The following is an 18,381-nucleotide window of genomic DNA, read 5'->3' on the forward strand; positions in this document are numbered from 1 at the left end:
TATGAAGATAAAAAATCCGCTTAACAAACGTCTGCCAAGAGAGCTGAAAGGCGAATTCGGAAAATATGTAGTAGTATTCTTGTTTTTCGTAGCCTCTATCTCGCTGGTATCGGGATTTCTGATATCCTGCGAAAGCTTGAAAGTGGCTTATGACGACAGCTTTGAGAAGTACAATATCGAGGACGGTAATTTTGAATATGCCGAGCCTGCCACAGACGAAGCCATAGAGAATATTGAAAAAGAAGGCGTAACTGTTTATGAGAATTATTATAAACAGGAAGAAACCAAGGATTTTGATAGCAAACTCAGAATTTTCAAGAACAGAGAAGAAGTAGATAAGGTCAGCCTTCTTGATGGCGATATTCCGGAAAAGAAGGACGAGATCGCTATCGACAGACTTTACGCTAAAAATCATAAGCTGGAGATAGGTGATACAGTTAAGACAGAAGCAGGGGACTTCAAGATCTGCGGAATAGTTGCTCTTTCAGATTATTCCACGCTTTATGAAAACCCTTCCGATATGATGTTCGATAACGATAAGTTCGGTGTCGGCGTAGTTACATCGGAAACCTTTGATGCTTTGAGAAACAATCATATCCATTACAGCTATTCATGGATATATGATGATAAGCCGTCAACCGATAAGGAAGCAAAGGACAAATCAGATGATCTTATGAAAGTTCTCGCTGTAAACGGCGTTATGGAGAACTACATACCTGAGTATACAAATCAGGCTATCATCTTTGCAGGCGACGATATGGGCGGCGACCGCTTAATGATAATCGCATTCCTTTACATAGTTGTTGTGATCCTTGCCTTTGTATTTGCGATAACTATCAATAATACGATCATCAAGGAAGCAAATGTGATCGGTACTCTCAGAGCCACAGGCTATTCGAGAGGCGCAATGGTAAGACACTATATGGTCGTTCCTATGCTTGTGCTTTTAGCGGCAGCAATAGTAGGAAATATACTTGGCTATACAGCATTTGAAGAAGTATTCGCTGACCAGTATCTTGCTAGTTACAGCCTGCCGGCTTATACTATCCTTATCAACCCTGAAGCTTTTCTTGAAACAACAATAGCTCCTATGATAATACTTTTTGTTATCCTCCTTGTTTCACTTACAGTAAAGCTCAGAATATCACCGCTGAAATTTATCAGACGTGACCTCGGCAAGAAGAAAAAGAAGAAAGCTTTCCGTCTTAATACCAAGATACCGATAATGACAAGATTCAGACTGAGAGTTATCTTCCAGAACATTCCTAACTATATCATTATCTTTATAGGTCTGTTCTTTGCAAACTTCATTCTTCTTTTCGGCTTTGTATTTGCACCAATGCTTGAAAAATTTGAAGATAATACAATATCCAGTATGTTCTGCGATTATCAGTATATCCTCAAAGCTCCTGTTGAAACAGAAACAGATGGCGCAGAAAAGTTCGCTATCACTTCACTTGACACTATCCCAGGCAAGCTGAAAAGCGAGGAAGTAAGTGTTTACGGTGTTGAAGAGGACAGCAAATACATCAAGATGGATGCAGGCAAAAAAGAGATCATGATATCATCAGCAATGCATAAAAAGTTCGATATTGATATAGGAGATACTCTTACTCTCAAAAATAAGTATGAGGATAAGGAGTACAAATTCAAGGTCGGCGGCATCTATGATTATCCTGCAACTATCGCAATATTCATGAACAATGAATACTATACAGAAGTCTTTGATCTGGACGACGGATACTATAACGGCTATCTTTCAGATAATGAAATAACAGATATCGACGATAATTATATCGCAACAAAAATAACTCAGGACGATCTTACAAAAACGTCAAGACAGCTTATACGTTCTATGGGCAGCATGATGACCATATTCTTAGTATTCGGTGTTGTAATGTTCATGCTGATAATTTATCTGCTTGCTAAGATCATTATCGAAAGAAACTCACAGTCTATCTCTATGACAAAGATACTTGGTTACAGCAACAAGGAAATAAAACAGCTGTATATACGTTCAACGACCATAGTTACACTTTTGTCACTGGTAATAACCATTCCGCTGTGTAACGCTATTATGAAGTATGTGTGCATTGCAGTATTCTCAGAGTACCCCGGCTGGTTTGAATACTATATGCCTCCTGTAACATTCGTTAAGATGATCGTGCTGGGTGTTGTATCCTACGCAGTAGTAGCACTTATGCTTTTCAGAAAGGTGAAGAAAGTTCCGCTGGACGAAGCTTTGAAGAATGCAGAGTAATGCTCCTCAGTTAAAATGGAGGGATTTTTATGAATGAATATTTGATAGCTGCTCTTGCAGCGGCAATACCGATATCAGCAGACCTAGCCGTAAAAGCGGGCGTTCGCAGATATCTTGACAGAAAAAACACAGAAAAGTCAAAGAAAATAAAATGACCCCATAATAAAATAACCCCCGCAGATATGTTGTCTGCGGGGGTTATTTCTGTTTGTAATATGTATTACTTGTTTTCCGAAGCTGTATCAGCGTTTTCGGGAATGTGCGCCTCCATATTTTCAGGGAGCAGGAGATTGAGGATTATCGAAACGATAAATACCACTGCAACGCAGTTTTCAGCAAATACGTTTTCGATTATCTGTGGGAAAACTGAGAACAGCTCAGGTACTTGTGTAAATCCAATTCCTATGCTGAGTGAAAGTGCAACGATAGTTATGTTTCTCTGAGAGTAGCCGCATTTTCCTATCATCTGAAGACCGCTTACAACGATAGTTCCGAACATCATTATTGTACAGCCGCCAAGTACAGCATCAGGGAGCGTAGCAAGCACTCCGCCGAATACAGGGAAAATTCCTGCGATTATCATTATTACTGCGCCAGACGCAATAGCAAACTTGTTTACGACCTTTGTCATAGCCACAAGTCCTACGTTCTGGCTGAATGATGTGATAGGCAGACAGCCGAATACAGATGACAAAGCGCTTATAAAGCCGTCACAGGCAAGTGAACCCGATATTTCCTTTGTGGTCGGCTCACGGTCGAGTGCAGAAGAAGACAGCGCACAGGTGTCGCCGATAGTTTCTGTTGCCGAAACAAGGAAGATAAGCACAGCAGAAATAATAGCGTTTGCATTGAATTCCATTTTGAAAGGCATTATCTCAGGAACCGCAATAACAGGTGTTCCCGACAGAGCAGAGAAATCTACCATACCCATGCATATTGCCGTTATATAACCTACTGCAAGTCCGAAAAGTACAGACAGCTGTTTGAAGAATGATTTTGCAAAAATGTGGAACAGTATGCAGGCGAGGAGAGTGATAGTTCCTAAGATCCAGTTCTTAGCTGAACCGAAATCTGCACTGCCCGAACCGCCGCCGAATGAGGACGCTCCCACCGAGAGGAGAGAGAAACCGATAGAAGTAACAACACTGGCTGAAACAATAGGCGTTATAAGCTTTATCCAGTATTTCGCAAACAGACCGAGAATACCCTCAACAAGTCCGCCTATGAGTACAGCTCCCATAATAGCGCTGTAACCGTAATGTGCGCCTATAAAGCAGAAAACTGAAACGAATGTAAAGCTTATGCCCATTACGATAGGCAGTCCCGAACCTATCCTCCACAGCGGGAACAGCTGGATAAGCGTTCCGATACCTGCGATTATCATAGCGTTCTGTATAAGTGCGGCAGACTGACTGTCTGAAAGACCGCTTGCACCGGCGACTATAAGTATCGGTGCAATGTTTGCAACGAACATTGCAAGTATGTGCTGAAGACCGAAAGGCACAGCCTTTGCAATAGGAACTTTTCCGTTAAGATTGTAAATATTATTGATGCTTGACGGGGTATCATCTTTTGACTTCATAAATTTCATCTTTATTTTTCCTCCGAAGACTTACTGCGCTCTGAAAACTATCTCGCCTGTTTCAGCGTCCATATCATCAACGATAGCAAGTGATTCAAGATGATAGCCAAGGTTGCGTATGATCTTTCCGCCTGCCTGAAAGCCCTTTTCAATAGCAATACCGATACCCTCGACCTCAGCGCCTGCCTCTGTTACGATAGAGATAAGTCCCTGAAGAGCGCAGCCGTTGGCAAGAAAATCGTCAATGATAAGAACGTGTTCGCCCTCGTTAAGGAATTTCTTTGAAACGATGACCTGATTTTTACACTTGTGTGTAAAGGATTCGACCTCAGCTATGTACATATCGCCGTCAATGTTCACGCTCTTTGACTTCTTTGCAAAAACGACAGGTACGTCAAAATATCTTGCGGCAAAGCAGGCGATAGCAATACCCGAAGCCTCTACTGTCAGTATCTTGTCTATCCTCTTGTCAGCAAAACGTCTTTTGAATTCTTTTCCCATTTCCTCAAGAAGTGAAATGTCCATCTGATGATTAAGAAAGCTGTCTACTTTCAAAACGTGTTCTGCTTTTACAATGCCGTCTTTCTGAATGCGTTCCTCTAAAAAGTTCATAATTCTCCTCCAATAAAAATTTATAAAGTAAAAATATAAAACTACGAATATATAAAATCAATTATATCACACAAAGCGACACATTTCAACACAGCAAAAAGACTAATGTGTGAACAAAGCTTTATATAAAGCACATTCCAAGCTGTTCAAATGCATATAAAAACCTCCGCCGAACACATACACGGCGGAGGTCAAATATCCTAGTTTAAAAGAAGTATACCGATGTTAAGATAAGTTGCGAATAAAGTCCACACCAGATAGGGAATATTAAGATATGCAGACGCAGGTTTCAACTTGTGGAAGACAACCAGCATAGCTATAATAAGTGCGTCCAGCAGGACGATGATGCCTACCGATATCCCTATCATTTTTATTCTGAAAAACGCAATGCTCCATAGGAAGTTTACAAAAAGCTGTACCCCATAGATAATATATGCCTTTCTCTTGCTGTCTTCGCTCAGATCGGCTCTGTATATCATATAAACGGATATTCCCATAAGGGCATAAAGTATAGCCCATACTATTGGAAAAAGCCAGCTGGGCGGCGAGAGGGGCGGCTGAGCAAGCTCATTGTAAAAGTGTGATGAGTTCCCTGCGATCAGCGCCGAAAGCGCACCTACCAGCTCTGCCGAAACTATGAATATCAGCAGCTCTGTTATTTTCTTCTTGTTCATGTTTTTTAAACTTGCCATTTCTACCACCTGCCGTAATTTGTTTTGCTTCTGTACATATGATATGCATTTTGTCAGCCGATATGCTGGAAAGTTCCGTCTTTGGTTTCCAAATTGTAAAATATAATGGCTGAACAGGGACATTTCTTGACTTGTATGGGAATTTGGGTTATAATATCAGTAGATCGTTTTTGATAATAAAGAGGTAAAAGTAATGGATATTTTTGAAACTCTTATATCTGTTTACAGCGGCAGTGATGAGAAGATACTGCTTACAGACACAGATCTGAATACTGTCTGGAAAAGCTTTCCCGAACTGCCCGACCGAATAGATATATCGAGAATACGGCTTTATTATAAAAGAGATGCTGTCCTGCCGTTCACTAAGTCGGAAACCTGTGAGTATAAAGGCGGCTTTGGCGGCTCGTCTGCGCTTAAAATTCAGCCTCTGAGGGAGAATGATGAGATAGTCGGATATCTTTTTCATCTGTATACCTGTGAGGATATCGAGCTTATCTCTGACCGTTCGGGACATCTGAAATATAAAGCAAATTTTCTCGGAAATATCAGAGTTGAAATGGCACAGCTCATAAATCTCCTTGACTGTCGGCTGGCAGATACTTCTGAAAATGAAAACAGCCTTGACTTTGACCGACAGGCGAGAAATGCGGTGATGAAAACATTCTCCGCAACTGTGAACTATAACGAGCTTTCAAGATATTACAGCGGATTTTTTGATGTTTCATTTATTAATATATCCACTATCGTGCAGGAAGTCTGCGAGCAGATCTCAGAGCATATGAAAAAGGAAAATGTCAGCTTTGAAACTGATATCGAGCCCATGATCTATCTTGATATGAATGCCCAAAGGTTAAAGCTTGCGCTTTCAAATCTTATTGTCAACAGCGTGAAGTACAATTCCAAAGATGATAAACGTTGTAAGGTAAGTCTGCACCGTGTTGATAAAACCATTGAAATAACCGTTGAAGATAACGGTGACGGAATAGACAGCGAAACTGCGGAAAGAGCAAAAAAGCCGTTCGGCTGTTTCAAAGAATATGACAGACGTGAATTTCTTGGTATCGCAGTGGCAAATAAATGCTGCGAATTTTTCGGCGGAAAGCTTGATATAAGCTCTGAAAAGGGGGAGTTCACCTGTGCAAAAATGATCTTCCCTGAGTCTGAGAAAAAAATTCCCGATGTTTTTCGCTCAAATCCCTTTCCAATACCGCCGAACCCATATGACGATATAAATTCAATATTTTCCAAAGCATTTGATATATAACTGTCGCATGAAGTTTGTGCGGCAGTTTTTTATGCCATTTCGGGCAAAATAAAAGAGCCGAACTGCTGTGTTCGGCTCTTTCTGTCAAGGTATATTATTTACTTTTTCTTTCTGAGAGCAACTACTGCCATACCGAGAGCGGCTGCGCCTGCGAAAGTTGCGGCAGCTGCGCCAGTGTTAGGGTTAGCTGTGCTTGAAGAAGATACCTTGTTTGAAGTTGACGAAGACTTGCTGCTTGAAACGGCAGAGCTTGCGTCTGATGAATCAGATGAAGAATTTGAGGAATCATCTGAATTGCTTGTTGTGTCGGAGGAAACATCTGATGAATTGTCAGAAGAAACGTCTGATGAGTTGTCGGAAGATGTATCAGAGCTGTCATCATCGTTGTTTATATCATAATCAATTCCCATTTTATCAAAGTAATCTTTAGCCGCAGTATTTTCATTTACAACGAATCTGATACCCATGTTTTTAAGTATATCTACATCAAGACCTGCGAAATTAGTTATATGATCTGGAACGGCTATTCTGACATTTACTGTTCCAACGTAAAATGAATGAACTGAACCATCGTATCCGGCACCGCCACCTGCTAAAAAATGGTCATCGTTAAATGATTCCCATGAAAAAGATTCATATCCAAAAACTTTTACAGGCAGTCCATTGATTTCTTCTGGAATTTTTACATTAGATTCGTATCCAACATAACCTGTAACAGCATAGCAATCACCATTTTCATCGGAAAATGGCCATTCTGCTTCGCTAGAGCATTTGTAATAAAGCCAACCGTCTTCTGTGAGCTGATTTTGCTCTAAATCATATAATACATATGGCTCATCTTCATATCCTTCTACTCCTGAATAATCTAATATTACACAATTATGATTATTATTCTTTATTGTTTCAATAGAATCTTTGCATACATTAAGTATCTTTGACGGCAGTTCATCGCCAGTTTTAAAATCTTTGCCGTTTACATACATTGGAACGCCTTCAACATCATCAACCTCGTCCTCAGTTGGCAAATCAGGCATACTTGTTACATTTGTATCTGCTGCTGAAACAGCAAATGCTGTGCTGAAAGCCATTGCGGCAGCACAAAATCCTGCTAATAATCTCTTCGTCTTTACTTTCATACCTATACTCCTTTATTTTATGTGATTCGGCAGAATATTTTAGCATAAAATATTCTTAGCGGAAAATCCGCTAAAATGCAGCGCAAAAACACTTTGCACTTTTTACCCTATTTAATATTATAGCGGATAATCCGCTAAATGTCAATAAAAAATTACATAATGATATATAATAAACTTAACAAAGTAAATAACAAATTTTTAGTTACATTTACCAAAAAAGGAGCGGCTATGTACATCAGAATAAGAAATCTGCGTGAGGACGCAGATATGACGCAGGCGGAGATAGCAAAAATACTCTATTGCAGTCAGCGTGTTTACAGCAATTACGAAAGAGGGGAGCTTGATATCCCGACGGAGATCCTTATCAAACTCGCCAATTTTCATAATGTTTCCGTTGATTATATCCTCAACCGCACTGACAAAAAAGAAACCAACAGATAAAAAAAGAGCTGCCATTTCGGACAGCTCTTTGTCTATACTAATGATAGATTAAGCAAGTTCAGCAAAGTACTTGATTGTTCTTACCATCTGTGATGTGTAAGAATTCTCGTTGTCGTACCAAGAAACTACCTGTACCTCATAGAGGTCGTCAGCGATCTTTGATACCATTGTCTGAGTAGCATCAAACAGTGAACCATATCTCATGCCGATAACGTCAGAAGAAACGATTGGATCTGTGTTGTAGCCGAATGACTCAGATGAAGCAGCCTTCATAGCAGCGTTGATGCCGTCAACTGTAACGTCAGCACCCTTAACAACTGCTGTAAGGATTGTTGTAGAACCTGTTGGAACAGGAACTCTCTGTGCAGAACCGATGAGCTTGCCGTTGAGCTCAGGAATTACAAGACCGATAGCCTTAGCAGCACCTGTTGAGTTAGGAACGATGTTAGCTGCGCCTGCTCTTGCTCTTCTGAGGTCGCCCTTTCTGTGAGGACCGTCAAGGATCATCTGGTCGCCTGTGTAAGCGTGGATTGTTGACATGATACCGCTCTGGATAGGAGCATAATCATTAAGTGCCTTAGCCATAGGTGCAAGGCAGTTTGTTGTGCATGAAGCAGCAGAAATGATTGTATCGTCAGCTGTAAGTGTATCCTCGTTTACTGAGAAAACGATTGTCTTAAGGTCGCTGCCTGCAGGAGCAGAGATAACAACCTTCTTAGCACCAGCGTCGATGTGAGCCTGGCTCTTTGCCTTTGAGCAATAGAAACCTGTGCACTCGAGAACAACGTCTACACCGATCTCGCCCCATGGGAGTTCAGCTGCGTTAGCCATTGCATAGATCTTAAGAGTCTTGCCGTCAACTGTGATTGTACCAGCTTCGTCATCAGCCTCTACTGTGTGAAGATTTTCACCGATCTTTCCGCAGTATCCGCCCTGAGCGGTATCATACTTAAGAAGATCTGCAAGCATTGAAGGCTTAGTAAGATCGTTGATAGCAACTACCTCATAACCTTCTGCACCGAACATCTGTCTGAATGCAAGACGTCCGATACGTCCAAAACCATTAATTGCGACTTTAACTGCCATAATTAATTTACCTCCTAAAAAAATTTCTGATACTATTATACACCATTGCTGCAAAGATTTCAAGTGCTTTTCCAAAAAACTTATATTTTTTTTAGTTTCTGATTACTTTTTTTACAATGGCGGAATAAAATCAGCTGATTTTACCAAATTAAAAATAAACATTGGAAATTTATGCGCGCACGCATAAATTTATTTGCTGAACTTCCTTACAGCGTCTATCGTGCGTTCTATATCCTCGTCTGAGTGAGCGTTGGACACGAACATAGCCTCGAATTGTGACGGTGCTGTGTAGATGCCATCTGAAAGCATATGGCGGTAGTATCGAGCATAGCTTTCTGTATCGCAGGCTTTTGACTCATCATAGCTTACTACCTTTTCGCTGTTGAAAAATACAGTCAGCAGCGAGCCGCAGCGGTTCACATTAAGACCTGCGTCAGTCATAGCCTTTTCGAGCCTTGCCGCCTTTTCATCAAGCTTAGTGTAGAAATCTGGAACAGCCTCGATCTGTCTTATGGTTTCTATTCCCGCAGCAACGGCACATGGGTTTCCCGAAAGAGTTCCTGCCTGATATACCGAACCGAGTGGGGCAATGCATTCCATTATCTCACGTTTTCCGCCGTAAGCCGCAAGAGGCATTCCGCCGCCGACTATCTTTCCCAGAGTAGTGAGGTCAGGTGTAACACCGAAAAGCTCCTGCGCACCGCCTGCCGACAGACGAAATCCCGTTATAACTTCGTCAAATATAAGCATTGCGCCGTACTTTTCCGTTATTTCTCTCAGAAATCTGAGAAAGCCTTTTTTCGGCGGTACAACACCCATATTTGCAGCACAAGGCTCAACTATAAGTGCGGCGATATCATTGCCGTACTCATTAAAAAGCTTTTCTACCGAATCTTCGTCATTGTATTTGGCAAGCAGCGTGTCCTTCGTACAGCCTTCCGTAACTCCTGCTCCCGATGGGATAGAATGAGTCATAAGTCCCGAACCTGCCTTTACAAGCAGTCCGTCAGAATGGCCGTGATAGCAGCCCTCGAACTTGATTATCTTATCCCTGCCTGTAAAACCTCTTGCCGCCCTGACAGCACTCATTACAGCCTCAGTACCTGAATTTACAAGTCTGAGCATTTCCATTGACGGAAAATGTGCCTGAATTATCTCCGCAAGAGTTATCTCACCCTTGTGGCAAGCGCCGAAAGTAAGTCCAGAATCGCAGGCAGCCTTTACTGCGTCTGTAACAGGCTTGAAAGAGTGACCTAGAATATTCGGTCCCCATGAGCATACATAGTCTATAAATTCGTTTCCGTCCTCGTCATATATCCTTGAACCCGACGCACTTTTTATAAACAGCGGTACAGTTCCGACATTTCTGCAGGCTCTTACAGGACTGTTTACTCCGCCGGGCATAAATTTGCAGGCTTTCTTATAAAGTTCTTCTGATCTCTCAGTACGGATATTCATTGCTTTAAGCCTCCTCTTTCAGCCATTTTGCAGCGTCAAGTGCATGATAAGTGATAATTATATCAGCACCGGCACGTTTTATCGCAATAAGGTTTTCCATAACGATACGCTTTTCATCTATCCAGCCAAGCTGTGCGGCTGCTTTGACCATGGCATATTCTCCGCTGACATTGTATGCCGCAAGTGGCAGATCAAAACTTTCTCTTGCCGCCTTTACTATGTCAAGATAAGCAAGTGCAGGCTTGACCATGACCATATCCGCACCCTCGTCAATATCATCTGCTATCTCTCTCAGAGCCTCTCTGCCGTTTGCAGGATCCATCTGATAGGTCTTTCTGTCACCGAAACTCGGCGCAGATTCCGCTGCGTCACGGAAAGGTGAGTAGTACCCCGACGCAAATTTTGCACTGTAAGCCATTATAGCTGTGTCGGTAAATCCATTTTCATCAAGAGCCTGCCTTATCGCTGCAACACGTCCGTCCATCATATCCGACGGAGCGATTATATCCGCTCCAGCCTTAGTAAGGCTCACAGCCATTTTGCAGAGCAGCGGCAATGTTTCATCATTGAGTATCTTGTCGCCGCATATCATGCCGCAGTGACCATGACTAGTGTATTCGCAAAGGCATACGTCAGCTATTATCAGCAGCTTAGGATAATGCTCCTTGATGTATCTTACAGCATTCTGCGTTATGCCGTTGTCATTGTATGCCTCGCTGGCAGTTTCGTCCTTATGAGCAGGTATCCCGAAAATAAGTATGCCCGATATACCGCTCTCATCTATCTCAGGAAGGATCTCTTCAAGTCTGTCTATTGAATACTGATATACTCCCGGCATAGAGTCAACAGGCTTTTTTATGTCCTGTCCCTCAGCCACGAATATAGGGTAAATAAATTCTGACGGACAAAGCTTAGTTTCCCGAACCATTCTTCTCATCTGCGGATTTACTCTTAAACGTCTGAATCTTCGCATTTTACTTCCTCCAGTATCTTATCAACTATCCCCTCGGTGTTGCTGACCTCAGGTATAAGGCATTTCTCAATGCCGAATTGTTTCAGCTGCTTTGCAGTCACTTCTCCGATAGCCACTGCTTTGGTGTGTTCAGAAATACTGCCGCCCGAACCGAAAAAGCTCCTTGCAGCGCCTGCACTTGTGAAAATTATATAGTCTGCTGATATGTCCTCGCCGCCGCCGTATACAGGCTCATAGGTGTCTATGTCATCAAACTGTATGCCTTTCTGTTTCAAAGGCTCTGTCAGCGCAGGAGAACCCTCCTTTGAACGTAGTATAAGCACTTTATCGTCAGCATTCACCGCCGATGCAACAGCGTTCCCTAAAGCCGCTGATGTGTACTTTTCGGGGATAAGGTCGGCAAAAATGCCTGACTCTTCAAGCTTTGCGGCAGTACCGCTGCCGATAACGGCGAATTTTATATTGCTGAGCCGTCTTATATCAATGCGTTTTGCTCTCAGCTTTTTCAGAAAATATTCTGCACCCTTAGGACTGGAAAGTACTATCCAGCTGTAATTTTCTATGTTGGCAAAAGCCTTGTATATATCCTCCCTGTAAAGCTCTTTAGTGTGGAAATCACCTGTTCTGAAAGCGTGTGACCCAAGAGTGTTAAGTGCGGAAACTATTTTAACGGAAGTTTCGGGTGCAGCTGCTACCGCCGCAGATATTCCGCTTAGAGGAGGCTTAAAAGTTGCGCTGAAGTCAAAAGCCGCTGTTTCGCCCACAACTATGACGGCAGGAGCCTCGATACCCGCTTTTTCTGTTTCGGAGCAGATATTTCCCAGATCGGAGCGAACTACTCTCTGCTGCGGAGTACCGCCTTTAGATATAACGGCGGCAGGAGTATCTGCTGACATTCCGCCCTCTGTAAGTCCTGCTGCTATCTCAGGCAGTTTCCTAAGTCCCATAAGGAATATCAGAGTGCCTTTGCATTTTGCATAGTGGGACATATTTTCAGGCAGCATATCTTCTGACGTATGCCCTGTTATAACGTGAAAACTTCTTGCTGTATCTCTGTGGGTGACAGGTATGCCGGCAAGCTCAGGCACAGCTACCGACGAGGTTATCCCAGGTACAACGGAAAATGGGATATCGTTCTCTTTCAAAGCGATTATCTCTTCACCGCCACGTCCGAAAACAAAAGGATCGCCGCCTTTAAGTCGTACAACTATCCTGCCCTCAGCCGCCTTTTGGACTAGCAGAGAATTTATCTCTTCCTGTGAGCTTGAATGTTTTCCTGCACGTTTTCCTACGCATATCTTCTCAGTACCTTTGCGGCAGAAGTCCATCAGACGCTTGTCGATAAGACTGTCATACACAACAACGTCACATTCTTTTAAGCATCTCTTTCCACGCAGAGTGATAAGATCAAAGTCACCGCAGCCTGCGCCGACCAGAATAACTCTTCCGATATCTGTGTTTTCCGTATTTATTACATCTTTGCTCATAGCTTTGCTGTCAGCTCCTTTACAAGCTTTAGTCTGTCTTTTACTGCCGCTCTGCCTTCGGTATATTTAACGCATCTGTCGGAAACTCTGACGAATATATCATCATCTCTTACTTCGCTGAATACCCCAACAGGCACGGTGCAGTCCGCACCGAGAAGTCTTACCGCTTCACGTTCTGCTTCAAAGCTGAGCATAGTATTCCTGTCTGAGATCTCAGCAGTAAGTTCAGCCGCCTTGCTGCCAACAGCACATTCTATGGCTATTATGCCCTGACAAGGCGCAGGGAGAAATCTGTCATAGTCATATATCTCAGTTTCAAATCCGTCAAGACTTATGCCAAGCCTTTCTATGCCTGCGGCACAAAGTATAATGCCGTCATATTCTCCGCTTTCAAGTTTTCTAAGCCGTGTGTCAACATTTCCCCGTATACCCGAAAAAACGGCTTTAGGATATATCTTTGAAAAATTTATCTGCCTGCGCTGACTTCCTGTGCCGACAGTAAATATTTCATCTGCCGAAAAATGCCTGCCTTTAGGGGTTATGAGCATATCTCTGTAATTTCCCCTCGGCAGTACGCCAGATATCTCCAGACCGTCAGCAAGTTCAGCAGGGAGATCCTTTGCGCTGTGTACAGCTGCGTCGATTTCTCCCTTGCATAAAGCGTCCTCTATCTCTCCGACAAATACACCCTTTCCGCCTATCTTGTCAAGCGGCTTGCTGAGTATCTTGTCGCCTTTGGTAGTAAATCTGACGATCTCCGTTTCTGCATCAGGAAAAGCAGCTTTCAAAGCTTTCTGATACATATAAGTCTGCGCCATAGCAAGGGGACTTGTTCGTGTTCCTATTCTTATTTTCATTTGCTGAACTGCTCCTTGATTTCCTGTATAAATTTATATAGTTCCTGTTTATCCGGCGGATATTCCTTTGAAAGACAATATTGCAAAACTGAGCTTAAAACAGATTTTCTGTCCGCCTCTTCGCTGAACATTTCCCTTACATAAGGTCTGATATCGCCCATAAGACAGCATATATCCGCAAACCTTTCGTCTGCTATACCCTCTATCTGCTTCCTTAAATATGAGGCAAGCAGCGGGCTTTTTCCGCTTGTGGAAATACCTACTGTGATATCTCCGTTCTGCACAAGGGCAGGAAAGTAGAATGTACAGCTTTCCGGTATATCCACCGCATTGCACATAATATTTCGCTCTTTGCACAGTTTTGATATATGTATATTCGTCTTTGTATCATCGGTTGCCGCAATAACAAAAAAAGCGTCCGCAATATCTTCGTCCGCATATTCTCTTTTAATAAGCGAAAGTCCCTGTATATCTCTTATCTCCTGACATATCTCAGGTGCGATAACTGTTATATCAGGCTTGAAAGGCATAAGCTTTTCTATCTTTCTCAATGCGACCTGTCCGCCGCCGATAATAACACAGCGCATATTTTCAATATTTATAAAAAAAGGAAAGTAAGGCATCTATTCATCTCCGAAATCATCTATAACATTAAGTACCTGCTCAAAAGCGTCAAATGACAGCTCGCTTTTAAGTCTGTAAAAAAGCTCTACCGCCGTTTTTGCCGCAAGCTTTTCAGCCTTGAAATTTGGCATAAAGCTATGGAATGCAAGCTGCTTTTTCAGCTCGTCAAGCTCTTCGCTTATTATTTCTTTTGACTGCTCCACACTGTCCGTCTTATGTGCATTGTTTTCTGCCGCAAGCTTTTCAAAATGATCTATCCCTATCAGCTGATTATTTTCATAATCACTTAATTTAGGATCAATGTCCTTTGGTACAGCAAGATCGATAAACAGCCTTTTTCTGATGTCTGAAAGCAGATCACCAAACTCCCTTGCAGTCAGCGTGTAATGTGGACTTGACGTAGCAGATATAAGACAGTCACATTCTCCGCAGTAATGATACCTTTCCTCATACGGCACTATCTTCAGTGCAGGACTGTTGGGATAAAAGCTGATATCATTTTTGTGTGAACGTGTGGTAACTATAACTTTTACATTTTTATATGACAGCAGATTTTTAAGAAGTATCGAACCTATCTTTCCGCTTGAACCTATGAGCATGACCGTAGGTGTTTCACATACTCTTGCAGCCTGTTTTGCGGCAAGAGTGGCGGTGGAAACAGAAGTCCTTGACAAGTCTGTCTGCGTCTTGACCTTTTTAGCGGCAGCAATGGCAGACTGAAAAATAAGGTTCATTTCAGCACTTAGCTTTATGCGCTCTTTAGAGAAAGCATATGCATTCTTTACCTGCCCCAGTATCTCGTCCTCGCCTATGACCATGGATTCTATGCCGCAGCATACCTTGAACAGATGCTTTAATGCACCCTCACCGCTGTAAAGCATAGCCTTGTAGCGAAGCATATCTTTCAGTTCACTTTTGGTGTATCCGCTGATATCTTTCATATCACAGAGCATATCTATGCCGTCCTCAATGCTGCCTTTGAAATATATCTCAGTTCTGTTGCAGGTGCAAAGCAGAACAGGATCTTTCTCACAGCATAATAATATCAGTTTTTCACGTTCTTCCTCCGAAAAGGTGAAAAGGCTGCGGAATGTTTCATCGCACAGCTTGTAATTTATACTTACACAGTTTATATATGATGTGTTTTCTGCGGAGCAAGGCTCATTAACATTCTTTGACTTCTTCAAAAATTTCGCCGTCCGATCGTTATTTTTTAGTTCCTAGTAAACCTCTATGTTTTATGATATCACATATTAAAATAAATGTCAATCGAAAGACCTGACCGCCTTTAGTTCATAAATAATGTATTAAAATTTACATCAGGTCTTGAAAAAATATCAGCTGTATGTTATAATACCTTATTATGCAGATGTGGGAACAGCGGGTTTTCAATGTCTTTCTCTGCAATGTCTGCACTAATATTTGAAAACAGAAACGGAGGAGTGTCTGTGTTCAGCTGAAAGGTTTTCAGCCGAATATACGGGCGATCATATGACAGGCTGCAGAAGAGTTGCTGCAATTCAGGATATTTCGGGTTTGGGAAGATGCTCACTTACAGTGGTTATCCCTGTGCTGTCTGCAATGGGTATACAGGTATGTCCTGTTCCTACTGCGGTGTTATCTGCACATACAGGTTACAGCGAATTTGTGATGAGGGATCTTACCGATTTTATGAAACCTGCGCTGGAGCATTACAGACGTATGAATACTGAGTTCGATTGTATTTACAGCGGTTTTCTTGCGTCAAGTGAACAGATAGACCATTGTCTTGAATTCTTTGCGGCTTATCCCGACGCATTGAAAGTGGTCGATCCTGTTATGGGTGATGACGGCAAGGCTTATGCCACTTATACAGATGAACTTTGCGGCAGAATGGGTGAGCTTGTTGCTGTGGCTGATATCATAACTCCTAACCTTACCGAGGCTGCAATACTTCTTAAAGAACCTTATCCTATCGGAACGATAACGACTTCACAGGCAAAATCATGGCTTGTAAGACTTTCCGAGCAGGGCGCAAGGATAGTCGTTATCACCAGCGTTAATCTTGCTGACGGCGGTATGCATACCATAGGCTATGACAAGGGCAACAACAGCTTCTGGAAGATAAAGAATGATTATGTTCCCGCACATTATTCAGGAACAGGGGATATGTTCACAAGCGTCCTTACAGGTTCTGTGCTTAAAGGGGACAGCCTGCCTATCGCAATGAACAGAGCAACTGCCTTTACAGAGCTTAACGTAAAAACCACTTACAGCTATCAGAAACATTGGACAGAGGGACTTATGCTTGAAAGTCAGCTGCCGTGGCTTACAGGCTATCAGGAGCTTGGAGATTACACGAATCTGTAATGCGGCTTATTATGATTATGGAAACAGGTGCAGCTTATGTATAAACTGAATATAGTTCTTGTAGAACCGCAGATACCACAGAATACAGGGAATATTTCAAGGACCTGTGCCGTAACGGGTGCGGTGCTTCATCTTGTAAAGCCTTATGGCTTTGAGATATCGGATAAAAAGCTGAAACGTGCAGGTCTTGACTACTGGGACAAGCTTGAAATATACGAGTACGAAAATATGGACGAGTTCTTTGAAAAGAACAGCGGTGAGTTCTACTATTTCACCACTAAAGGGAGAAATGTACACTCAGATGCAAATTATCCCGCAGATAAGGACGTTTACATAGTTTTCGGACGTGAGGATAAAGGACTTCCCGAAAAGCTGCTGTACGATAATCCAGACAGCTGTGTCAGGATACCGATGAGGAACGACCTCAGAAGTCTTAACCTCTCGAACTCTGTGGCAATAGCCGTTTATGAGGTGCTGAGGCAGTGGGATTACCCAGACCTCGGCAGGGAAGGCAAGCTTACGCAGTATACATGGGACGAATAAGATACATAAAATAAAATTTTTAGGAGGATAATTATGCCAAAAATCAAATTTCTGACCGACTCCGCAAGTGATATTTCTTTTGAAAATGAGAAAAAGCTGGATATACAGATAATGCCTTTTAAGGTAGCCATGGGCGAAAAAAGCTATACCAGCAGAATAGACTTTGATAATGAAGAATTTTATGAGATGATAGAGGGTTATGACGGTATCCCAACAACTTCTCAGATAACAGCTTATGAGTATGTTGAGATGTTCAAGGAGCTTTATTATAACGATTATACAGACGTAATAAACGTGACCATAAACGGCAACGGCTCTGCAACATATAACAATGCCGTTATGGCTGCGCAGCAGTTCTTTGAGGAGATACCTGACGCAAAGGGCGAGTTCAATATCTATAATATAGATTCCGGAAACTATACCGGCGCTTACGGCTATCCGGTGGTTCAGGGTGCTATCAAGGCTCAGCGTGGCGTTCCTGCCAATGAGATAGTTGATTATATTCAGGACTGGATAGATAACTGCGTTATTTTCTTTGCACCATATTCTCTGAAATATGCAAAGAAGTCGGGAAGAATACCGTCCGCTGCGGCTTTTGTGGGAGAAGTAATGGGACTCCGTCCGATAATGAGGATTCAGGAAGGTTCTATCACTACCGAAACAAAGGTTAGAGGCGATAAGGCTATCGTGCCTAAGATACTTGACCTCTGCGTTAATGAAATGATCCCTAAAACACCTTACTGCATAGTTTACGGAAATGATGAATCTGTCCGTGACGAAATGGCACAGGCTATGACAAAGAAAATGGGATATCCCCCTGAGGACTGCTATCAGATAGGAGCTGCTATCACCATCAACGCAGGTCCTAAGGTAACAGGAGTTATCTTCAAATCACAGCACAGAAGATAATATCATATGATCTGAGATACCTGTCCCGTACCGCAAAGGTGCGGGATTTTTTATGCATACTTTTGCAGTGCGAAAAAAATATGTAAAAAAGCTTGATTTTTTCGGCAG

The 18,381-nt window shown here is 42.4% G+C and carries 18 protein-coding genes; 7 read left to right on the plus strand and 11 right to left on the minus strand.

Going from position 1 to position 18,381, the window contains the following annotated elements; all coding sequences use genetic code 11:
- Nucleotide 1: 1 nt before the first annotated feature.
- Nucleotides 2-2,260, plus strand: a complete 2,259-nt coding sequence (locus Q0E19_RS03465) for an ABC transporter permease (protein ID WP_365904499.1) — start codon at nt 2-4, stop codon at nt 2,258-2,260.
- Nucleotides 2,261-2,289: 29 nt separating this feature from the next.
- Nucleotides 2,290-2,415 (plus strand): hypothetical protein, encoded by a 126-nt coding sequence (locus Q0E19_RS03470; RefSeq protein ID WP_294407485.1) that lies wholly within the window; start codon nt 2,290-2,292, stop codon nt 2,413-2,415.
- Nucleotides 2,416-2,480: 65 nt separating this feature from the next.
- On the opposite strand, the gene Q0E19_RS03475 is transcribed toward Q0E19_RS03470, so the two are convergent.
- From Q0E19_RS03475 to Q0E19_RS03485, 3 genes are all read right to left on the minus strand, one after another.
- Nucleotides 2,481-3,851 carry a nucleobase:cation symporter-2 family protein gene (locus tag Q0E19_RS03475; protein ID WP_365904501.1) on the minus strand — a complete coding sequence of 457 codons (1,371 nt, stop codon included), beginning with the start codon at nt 3,849-3,851 and terminating at the stop codon, nt 2,481-2,483.
- A gap of 21 nt (nt 3,852-3,872) precedes the next feature.
- Nucleotides 3,873-4,454 carry a xanthine phosphoribosyltransferase gene (locus Q0E19_RS03480; RefSeq protein WP_294407487.1) on the minus strand — a complete coding sequence of 194 codons (582 nt, stop codon included), beginning with the start codon at nt 4,452-4,454 and terminating at the stop codon, nt 3,873-3,875.
- 200 nt (nt 4,455-4,654) lie between these two features.
- Entirely contained in the window at nt 4,655-5,146 is a 492-nt protein-coding gene (locus Q0E19_RS03485; RefSeq protein ID WP_294407491.1) for a TspO/MBR family protein, read from the minus strand.
- A 193-nt stretch (nt 5,147-5,339) separates the two neighbouring features.
- Here Q0E19_RS03485 and Q0E19_RS03490 point away from each other — a divergent pair, with 193 nt between their 5' ends.
- A complete protein-coding gene (locus tag Q0E19_RS03490) occupies nt 5,340-6,410 on the plus strand; it encodes a HAMP domain-containing sensor histidine kinase (protein ID WP_294407494.1) in 1,071 nt (356 codons plus the stop codon).
- Between the two features lie 98 nt (nt 6,411-6,508).
- Here Q0E19_RS03490 and Q0E19_RS03495 read toward each other — a convergent pair whose 3' ends face one another.
- Nucleotides 6,509-7,546 (minus strand): hypothetical protein, encoded by a 1,038-nt coding sequence (locus Q0E19_RS03495; protein WP_294407497.1) that lies wholly within the window; start codon nt 7,544-7,546, stop codon nt 6,509-6,511.
- Between the two features lie 228 nt (nt 7,547-7,774).
- On the opposite strand from Q0E19_RS03495, the gene Q0E19_RS03500 reads away from it, so the two are divergent.
- The gene (locus tag Q0E19_RS03500; protein WP_294407499.1) at nt 7,775-7,987 is read left to right on the plus strand and encodes a helix-turn-helix transcriptional regulator; all 213 of its coding nucleotides are present in this window, start codon (nt 7,775-7,777) and stop codon (nt 7,985-7,987) included.
- 48 nt (nt 7,988-8,035) lie between these two features.
- Here Q0E19_RS03500 and gap read toward each other — a convergent pair whose 3' ends face one another.
- From gap to hemA, 7 genes are all read right to left on the minus strand, one after another.
- Nucleotides 8,036-9,073: a type I glyceraldehyde-3-phosphate dehydrogenase gene (gene gap, locus Q0E19_RS03505; RefSeq protein ID WP_294407502.1), complete on the minus strand. Its 1,038-nt coding sequence runs from the start codon at nt 9,071-9,073 to the stop codon at nt 8,036-8,038.
- Between the two features lie 189 nt (nt 9,074-9,262).
- Nucleotides 9,263-10,525 (minus strand): glutamate-1-semialdehyde 2,1-aminomutase, encoded by a 1,263-nt coding sequence (gene hemL, locus Q0E19_RS03510; protein WP_294407785.1) that lies wholly within the window; start codon nt 10,523-10,525, stop codon nt 9,263-9,265.
- 10 nt (nt 10,526-10,535) lie between these two features.
- Nucleotides 10,536-11,504, minus strand: coding sequence for a porphobilinogen synthase (gene hemB / locus Q0E19_RS03515; RefSeq protein WP_294407504.1), 969 nt, complete (start codon nt 11,502-11,504; stop codon nt 10,536-10,538).
- The gene (gene cobA, locus Q0E19_RS03520; protein WP_294407507.1) at nt 11,483-12,991 is read right to left on the minus strand and encodes a uroporphyrinogen-III C-methyltransferase; all 1,509 of its coding nucleotides are present in this window, start codon (nt 12,989-12,991) and stop codon (nt 11,483-11,485) included. The genes hemB and cobA overlap by 22 nt, the downstream gene beginning before the upstream one ends.
- A complete protein-coding gene (gene hemC / locus Q0E19_RS03525) occupies nt 12,988-13,848 on the minus strand; it encodes a hydroxymethylbilane synthase (protein WP_294407510.1) in 861 nt (286 codons plus the stop codon). The genes cobA and hemC overlap by 4 nt, the downstream gene beginning before the upstream one ends.
- Nucleotides 13,845-14,471 carry a bifunctional precorrin-2 dehydrogenase/sirohydrochlorin ferrochelatase gene (locus Q0E19_RS03530; RefSeq protein ID WP_294407515.1) on the minus strand — a complete coding sequence of 209 codons (627 nt, stop codon included), beginning with the start codon at nt 14,469-14,471 and terminating at the stop codon, nt 13,845-13,847. The genes hemC and Q0E19_RS03530 overlap by 4 nt, the downstream gene beginning before the upstream one ends.
- Nucleotides 14,472-15,659 (minus strand): glutamyl-tRNA reductase, encoded by a 1,188-nt coding sequence (gene hemA / locus Q0E19_RS03535; RefSeq protein ID WP_294407517.1) that lies wholly within the window; start codon nt 15,657-15,659, stop codon nt 14,472-14,474.
- A gap of 304 nt (nt 15,660-15,963) precedes the next feature.
- On the opposite strand from hemA, the gene Q0E19_RS03540 reads away from it, so the two are divergent.
- Genes Q0E19_RS03540 through Q0E19_RS03550 form a run of 3 tightly spaced genes read left to right on the plus strand, consistent with a single transcriptional unit; the run spans nt 15,964 to nt 18,273 of the window.
- Nucleotides 15,964-16,821, plus strand: coding sequence for a pyridoxamine kinase (locus Q0E19_RS03540; protein WP_294407520.1), 858 nt, complete (start codon nt 15,964-15,966; stop codon nt 16,819-16,821).
- A 36-nt stretch (nt 16,822-16,857) separates the two neighbouring features.
- A complete protein-coding gene (locus tag Q0E19_RS03545) occupies nt 16,858-17,364 on the plus strand; it encodes a tRNA (cytidine(34)-2'-O)-methyltransferase (protein ID WP_294407524.1) in 507 nt (168 codons plus the stop codon).
- Between the two features lie 33 nt (nt 17,365-17,397).
- A complete protein-coding gene (locus tag Q0E19_RS03550) occupies nt 17,398-18,273 on the plus strand; it encodes a DegV family protein (RefSeq protein WP_294407526.1) in 876 nt (291 codons plus the stop codon).
- Nucleotides 18,274-18,381 lie beyond the last annotated feature (108 nt).

The sequence above is a fragment of the uncultured Ruminococcus sp. genome (genome assembly GCF_934476685.1).
GTDB lineage: Bacteria > Bacillota > Clostridia > Oscillospirales > Ruminococcaceae > Hominimerdicola.

Coding starts and splice junctions, on each gene's coding strand:
- Q0E19_RS03485 (WP_294407491.1), bottom strand. CDS start 5,146: ATGGCAAGTTTAAAAAACATGAACAAGAAGAAAATAACAGAGCTGCTG.
- gap (WP_294407502.1), bottom strand. CDS start 9,073: ATGGCAGTTAAAGTCGCAATTAATGGTTTTGGACGTATCGGACGTCTT.
- Q0E19_RS03480 (WP_294407487.1), bottom strand. CDS start 4,454: ATGAACTTTTTAGAGGAACGCATTCAGAAAGACGGCATTGTAAAAGCA.
- Q0E19_RS03540 (WP_294407520.1), top strand. CDS start 15,964: ATGACAGGCTGCAGAAGAGTTGCTGCAATTCAGGATATTTCGGGTTTG.
- Q0E19_RS03500 (WP_294407499.1), top strand. CDS start 7,775: ATGTACATCAGAATAAGAAATCTGCGTGAGGACGCAGATATGACGCAG.
- Q0E19_RS03470 (WP_294407485.1), top strand. CDS start 2,290: ATGAATGAATATTTGATAGCTGCTCTTGCAGCGGCAATACCGATATCA.
- Q0E19_RS03475 (WP_365904501.1), bottom strand. CDS start 3,851: ATGAAATTTATGAAGTCAAAAGATGATACCCCGTCAAGCATCAATAAT.
- Q0E19_RS03490 (WP_294407494.1), top strand. CDS start 5,340: ATGGATATTTTTGAAACTCTTATATCTGTTTACAGCGGCAGTGATGAG.
- hemC (WP_294407510.1), bottom strand. CDS start 13,848: ATGAAAATAAGAATAGGAACACGAACAAGTCCCCTTGCTATGGCGCAG.
- Q0E19_RS03495 (WP_294407497.1), bottom strand. CDS start 7,546: ATGAAAGTAAAGACGAAGAGATTATTAGCAGGATTTTGTGCTGCCGCA.
- Q0E19_RS03545 (WP_294407524.1), top strand. CDS start 16,858: ATGTATAAACTGAATATAGTTCTTGTAGAACCGCAGATACCACAGAAT.
- Q0E19_RS03550 (WP_294407526.1), top strand. CDS start 17,398: ATGCCAAAAATCAAATTTCTGACCGACTCCGCAAGTGATATTTCTTTT.
- cobA (WP_294407507.1), bottom strand. CDS start 12,991: ATGAGCAAAGATGTAATAAATACGGAAAACACAGATATCGGAAGAGTT.
- Q0E19_RS03465 (WP_365904499.1), top strand. CDS start 2: ATGAAGATAAAAAATCCGCTTAACAAACGTCTGCCAAGAGAGCTGAAA.
- Q0E19_RS03530 (WP_294407515.1), bottom strand. CDS start 14,471: ATGCCTTACTTTCCTTTTTTTATAAATATTGAAAATATGCGCTGTGTT.
- hemB (WP_294407504.1), bottom strand. CDS start 11,504: ATGCGAAGATTCAGACGTTTAAGAGTAAATCCGCAGATGAGAAGAATG.